Raw genomic sequence first — 12,669 nt, forward strand, 5'->3', positions numbered from 1 at the left:
TCGTTGTGTGTATACAATGATGATAACCCAAACAAAAGAACGATGAAAAGACTGATTCTATTTTCAATGGTTTGCCTGATGGCCACAGCAACGCAGGCTCAGAACGACAGCATTAAAAACGAGACACTGCCGGAGGTGGTGGTGAACGCCGACGGACAGATAGAGATGGCCGACAAAACTGTACTGCTACCGACGACGCTGGAGAAGAAACACTCAGCCAACGGCTTCGACCTGCTGAGCGTGATGCAGACTGCGGAACTGGACGTGTCGCCACATACAAGGAACATCACGACGCACAGCGGTGGTGAAGTGGTGATTTGTATTAATGGCATGGAGGCACTGGCTGAGGACGTAGCGACACTACGAGCCAAGAACATCCGCAGCATCGAGTACATCCGCACACCGAGCGGCAAGTATGCGGGTAAGGCGGGACTGGTGAATTTCATCACTTACAAACTGGAATATGGTGGCAACGTCTATCTGTCGGCTACTGAAGGACTGGCCTACAAGTCGGGTGACTATCTGGCCTTTACCGACTTCACCAGGAAGGGACTTACGCTGTCACTGACGGCATCGGGTGATTGGGCTCACGACCATAGTTATTCGGAAGGGCACGAGGACTTTACCTTTTCCGACCGTTCGACGCTGACACGGGACTTTACAAGCGAGACATCCCTCCGCAAGACGAACAACCAGGCCGTACGCCTGAAACTGACATCGACGGGCAACAGCCACCGACTGAACGCCTACATCAGTCTGACCCGTCAGGCCGTGCCCAGTGTGGAGGCGGCGATGAAGGCTCTCTACACGGGACGCTATGACGGCACAACCCAACGGCTCACCTCGTCGGACAGTCGCGGACTCGCCCCTGCCGTCTATGCCAATTATACGCTCTGGCTGCCCAAAGATCAGACGCTCGACTTCACCGCGTCGGCCTCGTTCGGCCACAACCGATACAACAGCCGCTACACGGAGACCGCTCAGAGCGCGATGACCTCCGATGTAACCGAGGACAACAACACCATTCGTGGCAACGCCCGCTACTACAAGTCATGGAAGAATGGCCTCACACTCTCCGGCTCACTGACACACGACCACAACCACTACAAGGACACCTACACAGGAACCTCGGCGGGCAATCAGCGGCTGACCACCGACGTGACGATGGGACTGGTTCAACTCAGCGGCTCAGCGCAGAAGTATTACTACTACGTGTCGGCTGGCGTGTCGAACTCTGCCGTCAAACTCAACGACAGTCACTACAATTATTGCAGTCCTGTGGCCTTCTACGGCGGCAACTACGCCCTGAACCAAAAGCATTCTCTCGCGCTCAACGGCCTTTTCACCCACACGCTCTTCGACCCGTCGAACAAGAACGACATGACCGTACCCACCTCGTTCTTCGAGGCTGTCAAGGGCAATCCCGACCTCGCCCCGCTGAAAGTGCTGGACAATACGCTGTCGTACAACGGACAGATTGGCAAGTCGAAGATTTCCATATCCTACGACAACAGCATCTACTTCGACAACATCCTGCACCGCTACGATGCAGACCTTCAGACCATCTACGACAGTCGCACGAACGACGGCAACTACTACGGCAACATGCTCACGGCCACTTATGCCTACAGCGTCTTTGCTGATAAGCTGCGCCTCAGTGTGACCGCCATCGAGGAATACAACATGCTGCGTGGCGACACCTACGACCTGTCACGCAATATCTTCCGCATGAAAGCCTCCGTCACCTACCTCACGGGCGACTGGATGCTGCGCTTCAACTACCACACACCTTACACAGCACTCGACATCCGCGAGCCGTACCTCATCAGCCGCCGTCCCGTCTATGAGTGGCTCGTCAGTTGGAATCACAAGAACTGGGCTGTCAAAGCACTGGTGCGCAATCCTTTCAGCCGCTATACGAAGCAGCACATAACGATGGACTACGGATGCTACCGCCGCGACATCTGGAACTACGGCGAGGCCGACGGCAGGAACATCAACCTGACTGTGACCTACAGCCTCGGATACGGCAAGAAGTCTGAGCGTGGCGATACCGACATCGACAAGCACATCAACAGTGCCATTATGAAAACATACTAAGCAATGAGAAAGGCTATCTTCATATTCATTGCAATCATCCTCGTGGCTGCGAGCATCGACTGGATCCGTTCGTGTAGCGGTTTGAAGTCGCACAAGGAGGTCTTCGGGCGGGAAATCACTTATGCAGATATGTTCGAGTACAAGGATACCGATTATGATTACGTTGTCCGCGTCCCCTCGTTCTTCACCGCCCAAGCAGATTCCCTTCAAGAGGAAAAAGGCCGCATGCGCTTCGAGTATGGCGACCAGTGGATCACCGTAGTCATCGAGAGCCATGTGATGCACAATAACGGCCAGTCGCTAAAGGACGGTATGGACTCATTGGCACAGGTGCTTCAAGCGACAGACCGCAGACTCGGCAGCGATTATTTCATCCTCTCTGGCCCGCAGTACGAAAACGGTAGTCTTATCGACGGCTACAGTTATTACTCGAAGGTCATGGCCAATCACAAACTCTGGTTTGTCTATACGATGATCTATCCCGACAATTATAAAGACGTCCTTACTCGTCTCTTCAAAGAGATAGACGACTGGCAAATCTGGGAACGCCCGCATCTACAACTAAAGCAAGGCGAGTCACAAACGCCAAAGGCGGTATCGGAATAACAGAATTATAACGAAAAAGTATAGCCAGAATTCCAAATATTCACTAAACCCCTGAACATTTGTTCAGACTTTCACCCCCGACAGCATTTTTTCGGTCTTGTCGGGGGTGTATTCGCAGAGAATGCCGTAACTTTGTGACTCAAATAACAATTCGTGACCCAATCACTTTATGTCTAACTTTCAAAAATGCAACAAAATCGCCGCTCAAAAAACAATTTCCCATCAAAAAGTTTGGTCGATTCAATAAAAAGCACTACCTTTGCACCCACGAGAACCCGCCAAGCCTCTTCACAATGCTTAAATCGGCAGGTCGTTTTATTTCAAAAGCAACAAAATCGACGCTCAAATATCAATTTCCCATCAAAAAGTTTGGTCGATTCAATAAAAAGCACTACCTTTGCACCCACCAGAACCCGCCAAGCCTCTCAACGATGCTCAAATGTGCGGGTCGTTTTATTTTTATACGATGAGCAACAGAATCCCATTCCAGAAACCATACGCCAGTGCGCACGACCTGGTCAGCCTGCTACAGTCGCGCGGCCTGACGATAGCCGACACTGCCAAGGCTGAGCGATACCTCGAGTTCATAGGCTACTACCGTTTGTCGGCCTATATGTATCCCCTCCTGCAAATGCCCAAGGAGCAGCACCGCTACAAGCCGAACACTACGTTCGACCAAGTGATGATGCTCTACCGCTTCGACAAGAAACTACGCTTGCTCATCTTCAACGAGATTGAGAAAATTGAGGTGGCCGTGCGCAGCGCCATCGTCAACATCGGCAGCGACATGACAGGCAATCCCTTCTGGATGACCGACGGCAGCAATTTCATCGATGCCGCAAAGTTCCGTCACACGATGGACTTGATAGACGCAGAGCTTCACCGTTCACGCGAAGACTTCATCGTCCACTTCAAGCAGACCTATTCCAATGCCTATCCGCCCGCTTGGATATTGGCCGAAGTGCTACCCTTCGGTGTCATCACCAACATCTTCAGCAACATCAAGACCCCGCGCATCAAGAAGAGCATTGCCCGCAAGTTCGGCCTGCAAGTAGCCCCCTTCGAGTCGTGGCTCACCATCGTCACCCTAACGCGCAACTCCTGCTGCCACCATGCCCGTGTATGGAACAAGCAGAACACCATCCGTCCGATGCTCCCCAACCGCATGACGGGCAGTTGGATCACCTTGCCGACGGACACGCTTCGCATTTACTTTGACCTTTGCATCATCAAGTATTTCCTCAACATCATTTCGCCCAACAACGACATGAAGGCGAAGGTCGATGCCCTGCTCTCCGCTTACCCGTCCATCGACATCACCGCCATGGGCTTCCCTCGCGGATGGGAGAGCGAACCTTTGTGGCAATAACCGCCGTTTCGTAACCCTTCTCTTCCAAATATTCACTAAACCCCTGAACATTTGTTCAGACTTTCACCTCGGCAGACACTTTTTAGGTCTCGCTATGAACGCTTTCGTGGGAAATTTAGTAATTTTGCAGCCAAACAACCACTGACGATGGAACAGAAATTCGGGAAAAACAGTATTGATATTGAGGCGCTGCGCGAATTTTGCGAGCGCGAGGGCAAGGAGGTGACTTACCGCAAGGGCGACCAGTTGGAGCGCGAGGGCGACCAGTTGGAGCGCGAGGGCGACCCCGCACGTTGGTTCGGCTTCGTCACCGAAGGGTGCTTCAAGTATGTAACGTATGGCATCAGCGACGATAGGGAGCATATCACATGGTTCTCGTTCGAGGGTGAGTTTGCTGGCGACTATCCCAATTGCCTCGACGGTCGTCCATCGCAGACTACGATCAAGGCGATGATGCCCAGCCGCATGCTCCGTGTGAGCGGCGAGCAGCTGATGGACTTTTTCCGTCAAGACGCTGAAAAGATGGAGTTGCGCAGTGTCATAGCTGAGCACTTACTCTGTCAGGCCCGCGCCTGCTACCTCGACCTCCACCGCGCCACAGCCCGCGAACGCTACGAGTTGCTGCTGCAACGCTGTCCCGGCATTGTGGAGTTTCTTGACTTACAAGACATCGCCTCGTTCTTGAACGTCCATCCAAATACTGTCAGCAAAATACGGCGTGACATTACGTTTGGCGGCAAATAATAGCCTATAACAGGTAGAAACTCTCAACCTAAGTTGAGACATTAGCCCTTGGCATTTCTTTTTCAGATTTAGCCAAGGGCCTATTTTTATGCCTTTTTGTAACTTTGTGGCTCGGAATATCAATAAAACGAAAAGATTATGAACAAGAAAACCATCATCACCGCATTGATTACCCTTTTCATTCTTGTCTCGTGCAGCGACGATGAAGAACCGATTCGGGAACAACCAACGGAGCAGACAGTCATTTTCTTCATGCCGTGGTCAACGAACATGACACCGTATTTCGAACAGAACATTGCAGACTTCGAGACCGCCATCAAGGGTGGATTACTGAAGAACGAGCGTGTCATCGTCTGTATTTCTTCGACAACGAGCCGAGCCAACGTGATAGAACTCAAACAAGAAAAAGGTCAGTGCATCCGTGACACGCTGATGTTTTACAACCAGCCCGACTTCAAGCAGCGTGAGAACATCTCGAGGATGCTCAATGATGTGCGGGCCATTGCCCCAGCCCGCCGTTACTCACTCATCGTAGGCTGTCATGGTATGGGCTGGCTCCCCGTCAGCACAAGTCGGGCACGGAGCCAATACCACTTCGAGCGCGATGATGTGCCTCAGACGCGGTGGTTCGGCGGCTGGACGAGCGAATATCAGATTGAAACCACGACACTGGCCGACGCCATCGGCGACGCGGGGATGCGGATGGAGTACATCATGTTCGATGACTGCTTCATGTCATCCGTCGAAGCCGCCTACGACCTCAAAGATGTGACCGACTACCTCATCGGCTGTCCGACGGAAATCATGATTTACGGCTTCCCCTATCACCTCTGCACCCGCCACCTCGTCGGCACCGTCGATTACGCCGCCCTCTGCCAGACCTTCCTCGATTTCTACAGCCATTACACTACGCCCTGTGGTACCATCGCCGTGACCGACTGCCGCGAACTCGACGCGCTGGCCGCGATCGTGAGGGGCATCCACCAGACGCAGGAATTTGACTACGCTCTGTTGTCCGACGTGCAAAGGATGGACGGCTATAACCCCCCGTTGTTCTACGACCTCGGTGACTACATCGCCCACCTCTGCACCGACCAGAACCTGCTCGATGACTTCAACCGCCAACTGGACGTGACCGTTCCCTATAAGGCGCACACCGCCCAATACTATTCCGCCAGCAACGGCTTCAATGACATCCGTGCCTATTCTGGCATAACAACTTCCGCTCCAAGTCACAATACGCGCTCCGTCGGGCTGAAGAAAACGAAATGGTATCAGGCGACGCACTAATAGGTCTGCTGCTTAGAAGAATTTGCACGATTTAAGAAGATAAAATAAAACGAAATGAATATGAACAAGAAAACCATCATCACCATCCTGCTCGCCCTCGTCGCAATGACGGGACTGGCGCAAAAGCATCTGCCTGCGTTTCTGTATTCGAAGGAACCTGCGGTGTTAAGCGGACAGATTATAGGAAACAACCAGCAGATAACGGAAAGTGTACATGTCCGCTATGTCTTGAAGTACACATCGGGAACTGGAGATGCCCTCAGACAAGCAAGTGCTGCCGTGGATGCCGACGGAAGATTCAGTCTGAACCTGCCTACGGGTACAACGGTGGACTGCCATGTGGCGGTGGGGGAATGTCGCTTCATCTGCTACGTAGTGCCTGGGCAGACGGTTACGTTTACGCTCGACCTTAATAAGTTGAAAACGCAGGGGCTGGCCAATGCGCTGATGTTCGGCGGGCAGTTGGCCGACTTCAATCACGATTTGGTCTATGCCACAGAACAGGGCATCGATCCAGAGACCATCTATCGCGACATAGAAGCGAAACGCAACATGGGGCAACTGGCAAACGAATTGCCCGAGAAGAGCGAGCAGGGGTACTTCCATTATCTGGACTCTACTTACCAACGTGTTAATGAACTGATAGACAACGACAGGGAAATAGGTCAAGCGTATCGTGAGTTTGCAAAGGCCGTCAACCGCTATGAATGTGGAGCGATGATGCCCTTCTGTGGCCAGTCCATCCAATATGCGGGCATTGATACGGACGAGGCGTATGATGCTTTCGAAGCACGACTGAAACAGCGTTTGGAGGTTTATATGAAGGATGACCCTTGGGCCAATCCCGTGCTCTGCTATGTTATGTGGAGTATGCCCGACACTTTCGTTGATTCGTATGTCAGTCAGCCCGTAAAGCTACCGGCAGAGTACCAGCAGTGTCGTCTGGCCTCAAAGTTCCTGGAACAAATGGGAGCGCAGAGATTTCTGCTTACTGAGGCACAGAAAGACAGCGTGCTGACATTCTTGCCAGAACTGGCTCAGGATGTGTTGGACTATAACGAGCGGATGGAGCGGGAACTCTCGTTCGTCAGCGAGCAGGGGATGTCCCGCGTTTGTACCTTGTCTGACAATGCAGATGATATTCTTGCCACTATTCTGAAACCTTATAATGGGAAGCCCGTATTGTTGGACCTCTGGGAAACCACCTGTGGCCCGTGCCGATTAGCCTTCAAGGATATGCACGATAAAAAGAAAGAACTTGCCGACCGCATCCACTTCGTCAACATCGCCAGCGAAAACTCAGACCTCTCCACCTGGCAGCGTCTTATTCCCAACTACATCGGCGACCACTACCGCCTGACCAAGCAGCAACTTCAGTCTCTGCACAGCCAACTTCCATGTAATACAAGCGGCGTACCCATTTGGGTGCTCATCAATGCCGATGGCACCATCCACCACACTTTCACAGGCTGGAGGAATGTTGACGACATGATGAAGGAAATCAATCAAGTGTTGCAATAAAAACAATAATGCGGACAAACCGAAATGAACATGAACAAGATAACCATCATCACCATTCTGTTCGCCCTCGTCGCAATGGCGGGGCAGGCAAAGACATTCAAGACCATCAAGAACCCCGTGGCAATGGCCTGCGTAAATGTGTCGAGCGGCGAACTGAAAGCCCGTGAGGTTATATTCAGGGATACGGCGACAACCGTACATTTCACAATGGAGTACTCCAAGGGACAGAGTTTCCAATTTGTCTCATCATCCTATCTCATGGACGAGGACGGCAACCGCTACCCGTTGCGCTCTGCCGAGGGACTGAAACTCAACACATGGGTGCAGTCACCAGAGAGTGGAATCACCGAGTTTACCATGCATTTCGCGCCTTTGCCGAAGAAGATGCAGATATTCGACTTCATCGAGGGAGACGGAAACAGAGCATTCAAGCTGTTAGGCATCCACGATAAGAAGACAAAACTGAAAGTACCTACGGTGCAGGAATTCGCCGATGCTAATCCGTGGACAGTGCCCGATGACTGGTTCAAGACCGACACCATCACGGTGAAAGGCCGCATTGAAGGCTACAATGCCGAGCAGTTCGGATTCACGTCGATGGAATGTTACTTCGAGGATGTTTTCGAGAAGGACGATGCGACGCTGGTGCTCGACATCGCTGACGACGGTACGTTCTGCAAGAAGTTCCAGGCCAGCTACCCCGTTTGCCAAACGTTCTATACGATGGAGTCGAAGGTTGGTTTCAGTGAAATGCCATTTTATGCACGTCCCGGCGAGACCATCGACATCACCGTGCGCAAGGATGATAATGGCAGGTACGTCTGTGTCTATAACAACGGTAGCAGTCGCGACGTTGAAAGGTGGCTCCGCACCAGCGGTTCGATTACCGATGTCCTTATCCCCTTGAGCCGTTGCAAAGGCAAGTTCGACGAGGCAAACACTCTGTCCGACAAAGTTTGGCAGAACGCGATGTACTGTCTGCAAACCGTGAGCCGACGTGAGCACTACACGCCGATGGAGATACAGTTGGCTTTGGCCGACGTACAGACAAGTTTTGCAGAGAGCTACATGTCCTACGCTACGAACCGCGAGTTTGCCCTGATGAAACAGGAGGTGCGCGATGGCGCGTACCATACTGAAATTCTCGATAGCGTGGAGTGGCAGAAGCTTTTCGACTACAAGAACTACTACCAGCTGCGGCGCATCGACTTTGACAATCCCCTGCTCTTTGTCAGCAGCGACTATTCCCATCTGCTCAACCGCATGCAGTTCGCACAGCCCGTTCGCATCGGCAAATACAAAGACATTGAGGACGAAAATGGCGGTGTTGTGGCTAATGTCGAAAACGAGAAGAAAGAGCTTGCTGGAGGTTACACTGCATTGAAAGAACTCATGGGTAGCGAACACGACAATCTGATGGCACAACTTTGCGCATACAAAGATATGCTAAGCGGTTTCAATTACTGGCGCAACAACGAGGATGTCATTCCCCGCATCCTCGCCGACACGACAAAAACGGTTGCAGAACGAGAGGAAAGCGTAGCCAGCATGAGGACACCCAGCAATATGATGCCTCTCTATCTTTCCACATTTGCCCACCCCTACGTCCACCAGAAGGCTGAGCAGTTCTATGCCCACAAGATGGCGCAGACCGAGCTCTCATCGCCTCTGCCCGATGGCCTGATGGCCGACCTTATCCGACATCTCTGCGAAAAGTATCCCGGCAAGTATCTCCTTATCGACTTTTGGGGGATGGGCTGCGGTCCTTGCCGTTCGGCCATACAGAGCAGCAAGGACAAGCGGGCTGAGATTGCCAAGCGCGATGATGTAAAGCTCATCTTCATTGCCGAGGAGCGCACCGCCGAGGGTAGCGAAGCTTACCACAAATATATCGATGAGTGGCTGGCCGACGAGGTGAACATCTGCCTCACCTACGACGGCTTTGCCCGTATGCAGGAACTTTTCCACTTCAACGGCATCCCCCACTACGAAACCATCACCCCCGACTGCCGCCGTGTCCGCGACGATCTGCAATTGCAAGGCTTCTACAACTTCGACTACGAATTGACGAGACTGAAGGAAAGGCTGAAATAAAACCGAAATGAATATGAAGCAAACCATCATTACCATCCTGCTCGCCGTCGTTGCAATGACAGGGCAGGGGCAAGTCACAGACACCCTTACCGTAGGAATGGAACTGAGAGTGCAGGATGTTATAGGTACTAATAAGTTTATGTATGAATGCGAGACCCCGACTGAAGAATTCAAAGGGCTGCCAGCGGACACTGCTTCGTTTCGTCTCTACGAGCAAAAAGACATCGTGTGTATATTAGCTCGTGACGGTAATCAAAAGGATGTCTATTACTGCGCGTTTGACATGAACAAAGACCGCGACTTTTCGAACGACTATCATTATTACCTCACCCGCAAGCAGATAGATGACGCCCGAACGTTTACTCCGCAACGATATGCAGACATCTGGATTGCCCCCGAAATCCATCTGAATGGAGTCGCAGGCCATGGTGGAATGGTAACCAGCCGATTGGCTTTCGATGAGTTCGTCCCCATGCTGCACGTCCATGATTTCTTCGTCGGCAATTTCGACTATCAAGGTAAAAACTATTATGTCTGCTCAGCGTATGACAAAAATGAGTACGCCGTCACGGACTCCATCCCCACAAATAACGATGATTTCGCACGAAAACTGCTGCAAAATAATCTGTTGCGGGAAGTACAATTCCCCATCATACATGACAGTCTAATAATCAGATTACTCGACATGGATTTTAGCCGCCAGCAATGCCGTATCAGCGTCACTCCACTCACCGATGCGACCTTGCCGACCATTCCATACGAAGGATTCCGTGCCCCAGCCATTTCCGCTAAGGACATCAAGGGCAAGGCGCTTTCTCTCGGAAATGGTTATACACTGCTCGATTTCTGGGGAACGTGGTGCAAGCCTTGCATCGCCATCATTCCCGAACTCGTGGATATTCACAAGCATTATCCCGCACTGAATCTCGTCAGCATAGCCGTTGAGGGAAGCATGAAAGAACTGCCAAAGCTGAAGAAGCTAACCAAGGAACTCAATATGGACTGGACGCATGTTTACCAACTGGGCAGCGACACCGCCAGCATATCTAGCAGTTTCAACATCTCTGCTTTTCCGACAACCATCATCATCGACCCCGCCGGAAGGATAGTCTATCGTGGTTCTGGCAGCAACAGCACTGATAAACTGAAAGCGAAACTCGAAGAGATTTTCCCGGACAACAAATAAATTGAAATAAACATGAATAAGCAAACCATCATCACCATCCTGCTAGCCCTCGCCGCAATGGCGGGGCAGGCGCAAGAAATCAAAAGAGTAGAAGCCACACCCGAAGACTTCATGGAGCACATGGCCTTGTGTGGCTACGAGGTTTACACCTATGACATTTCCTCTCTGCGCGACTCCGTGTCGGGCTTCACCATCGTCATCCGCGAGTATAACCAGCAGGGAATGATTGACGAGAAGAAACTGTACGGCTTCAGGACAAAGACCATGATTTCTGACTTCAACGAGAAAGACCAGCAAAATATTTATGCGGAGAACGATGCCGATGACATGGAGCGCGGCATCTATCGCCTGGCCAAGACCCTCGCCGTCGGGTTCTCTCCCGTTCAGTCGGACTCTATCGAGACCATCACCCTGCAATCTTCTCGCAATGATGCAGCGCCTTGGAAACTGACGCTGAAGCCTATCACCGAAGCGTCTCCAACCGTTTACCGTTATCAGAGAGTGCCATACCAGCCCACTTCGTTCTCCCTTGACACCTTCATTCCCCTTGTCTTCTACGGCTCTTTCTGGTGGGACGAGCAAGCAAAAGGAATCCGTTTCTGTGGAGACACTGAACTGACAGAAGAGAAAGCAAAGACCAGCGAATACTTCAAATTTTGCCCATACTATTATATTATTGGCGTAGTATTCCACAAATAAAACGAAATGAATATGAAGCAAACCATCACCACCATCCTGCTCGCCCTTGTCGCAATGGCGGCACATGCGCAGACATTCACTTGGAGAATAGAAGGGACGGTGGCAAACGCTGCACCGACAGATACGCTGACTGTCATCGATGCCGAGAAGCAAAGGATGATAACAACGCTGCAAGTCAAAGACGGGAACATCGTCCCTGCAAGCGGAACGCTTGACGAACCTGCCGTCTGCTGCATCGCCAAGCAGGGCAGGCGCGGATGGATAAGAATGTTTGTTCTGGAAAGCGGAACCGTAAATCTCACGGTTGACTTGGACTTGGTTTACCTCATACGCATTGGAGGTACGCCGATGAACGACGAACTGATGGGCGTGCTTGCGGTACAGAACACGGACATGGATATGGACACATACGTCAAGAAGATGTGTGAAGTGGTCAGCCGTATCGTCAGCAACCATCCAGGCCATCCACTGTCTCCATTTCTTATCGGGCAATCCAAGTCATTATTCACGTCAACCGAATCAATTGGACTTATAGAGAAGCTGTCCCCCGACTTACAGGCAAGTCCTAAGATGGACAGGCTGAAGGAAAGTCTTTTGCTGGTGCAGGAAACCGAGGAGGGCAAGATGTTCAAGGAACTCACGGGCGTTTCTCCTGATGGCAAGCCGACCGCCATTTCCGACTTTGTGGGGCGGGGCAACTATGTGCTTGCCGACTTCTGGGCCTCGTGGTGCGGGCCTTGCACGGCTGACATGCCCCATGTCATTGCCTTGTACGAGAAATACAAGGACAAAGGGCTGAAGGTAATCGGAATCACCGTCAGCGACACCCTAGAGAAATCCGACAGCGTCGTGCAGAAATTGGGCATCCCGTTTCCCCAGATTTACGAATCCAAGCCCATGAGCATCTATGGAGTGACCGGGATTCCCCACAAGATTCTCTTCGCCCCCGATGGCACCATCATCGCACGAGGGTTACGAGGGGAATTCATCGACAAGAAACTCGAAGAGATATTCAACGATAACAAATAAACTCAAAAAACTCTCGTGACCCATTCACTTT

The 12,669-nt window shown here is 51.7% G+C and carries 10 protein-coding genes; all 10 read left to right on the forward strand.

What is annotated here, in order from left to right; translation table 11 throughout:
- Positions 1-42 precede the first annotated feature (42 nt).
- Entirely contained in the window at positions 43-2,100 is a 2,058-nt protein-coding gene (locus BLU47_RS05525; protein WP_091959651.1) for a TonB-dependent receptor, read from the forward strand.
- A 3-nt stretch (positions 2,101-2,103) separates the two neighbouring features.
- A complete protein-coding gene (locus BLU47_RS05530; protein ID WP_091959557.1) occupies positions 2,104-2,706 on the forward strand; it encodes a hypothetical protein in 603 nt (200 codons plus the stop codon).
- Between the two features lie 466 nt (positions 2,707-3,172).
- A complete protein-coding gene (locus tag BLU47_RS05535; protein WP_091959560.1) occupies positions 3,173-4,075 on the forward strand; it encodes an Abi family protein in 903 nt (300 codons plus the stop codon).
- A gap of 147 nt (positions 4,076-4,222) precedes the next feature.
- Positions 4,223-4,819 (forward strand): Crp/Fnr family transcriptional regulator, encoded by a 597-nt coding sequence (locus BLU47_RS05540; RefSeq protein WP_091959563.1) that lies wholly within the window; start codon positions 4,223-4,225, stop codon positions 4,817-4,819.
- A gap of 270 nt (positions 4,820-5,089) precedes the next feature.
- Complete coding sequence (locus tag BLU47_RS05545; protein ID WP_255402100.1) at positions 5,090-6,109, forward strand: clostripain-related cysteine peptidase; 1,020 nt, start codon at positions 5,090-5,092, stop codon at positions 6,107-6,109.
- 60 nt (positions 6,110-6,169) lie between these two features.
- The gene (locus BLU47_RS05550) at positions 6,170-7,630 is read left to right on the forward strand and encodes a TlpA family protein disulfide reductase (protein WP_176780468.1); all 1,461 of its coding nucleotides are present in this window, start codon (positions 6,170-6,172) and stop codon (positions 7,628-7,630) included.
- Between the two features lie 30 nt (positions 7,631-7,660).
- Positions 7,661-9,724 (forward strand): TlpA family protein disulfide reductase, encoded by a 2,064-nt coding sequence (locus BLU47_RS05555; RefSeq protein ID WP_176780469.1) that lies wholly within the window; start codon positions 7,661-7,663, stop codon positions 9,722-9,724.
- A gap of 7 nt (positions 9,725-9,731) precedes the next feature.
- Positions 9,732-10,910 (forward strand): TlpA family protein disulfide reductase, encoded by a 1,179-nt coding sequence (locus BLU47_RS05560; protein WP_091959575.1) that lies wholly within the window; start codon positions 9,732-9,734, stop codon positions 10,908-10,910.
- A gap of 12 nt (positions 10,911-10,922) precedes the next feature.
- On the forward strand, positions 10,923-11,609 hold the full coding sequence (locus tag BLU47_RS05565) for a DUF5041 domain-containing protein (RefSeq protein ID WP_091959578.1): 687 nt from the start codon (positions 10,923-10,925) through the stop codon (positions 11,607-11,609).
- 6 nt (positions 11,610-11,615) lie between these two features.
- The gene (locus BLU47_RS05570; protein WP_091959581.1) at positions 11,616-12,638 is read left to right on the forward strand and encodes a TlpA disulfide reductase family protein; all 1,023 of its coding nucleotides are present in this window, start codon (positions 11,616-11,618) and stop codon (positions 12,636-12,638) included.
- The last annotated feature ends 31 nt before the right edge of the window (positions 12,639-12,669 follow it).

The organism is Prevotella sp. tc2-28 (genome assembly GCF_900107705.1).
Lineage (GTDB): Bacteria > Bacteroidota > Bacteroidia > Bacteroidales > Bacteroidaceae > Prevotella.

Excerpts from the sequence above, each read along its gene's own strand:
- BLU47_RS05530 (WP_091959557.1), top strand. The coding sequence starts at position 2,104 with ATGAGAAAGGCTATCTTCATATTCATTGCAATCATCCTCGTGGCTGCG.
- BLU47_RS05535 (WP_091959560.1), top strand. The coding sequence starts at position 3,173 with ATGAGCAACAGAATCCCATTCCAGAAACCATACGCCAGTGCGCACGAC.
- BLU47_RS05560 (WP_091959575.1), top strand. The coding sequence starts at position 9,732 with ATGAATATGAAGCAAACCATCATTACCATCCTGCTCGCCGTCGTTGCA.
- BLU47_RS05570 (WP_091959581.1), top strand. The coding sequence starts at position 11,616 with ATGAATATGAAGCAAACCATCACCACCATCCTGCTCGCCCTTGTCGCA.
- BLU47_RS05525 (WP_091959651.1), top strand. The coding sequence starts at position 43 with ATGAAAAGACTGATTCTATTTTCAATGGTTTGCCTGATGGCCACAGCA.
- BLU47_RS05545 (WP_255402100.1), top strand. The coding sequence starts at position 5,090 with ATGACACCGTATTTCGAACAGAACATTGCAGACTTCGAGACCGCCATC.
- BLU47_RS05565 (WP_091959578.1), top strand. The coding sequence starts at position 10,923 with ATGAATAAGCAAACCATCATCACCATCCTGCTAGCCCTCGCCGCAATG.
- BLU47_RS05540 (WP_091959563.1), top strand. The coding sequence starts at position 4,223 with ATGGAACAGAAATTCGGGAAAAACAGTATTGATATTGAGGCGCTGCGC.
- BLU47_RS05550 (WP_176780468.1), top strand. The coding sequence starts at position 6,170 with ATGAACAAGAAAACCATCATCACCATCCTGCTCGCCCTCGTCGCAATG.
- BLU47_RS05555 (WP_176780469.1), top strand. The coding sequence starts at position 7,661 with ATGAACAAGATAACCATCATCACCATTCTGTTCGCCCTCGTCGCAATG.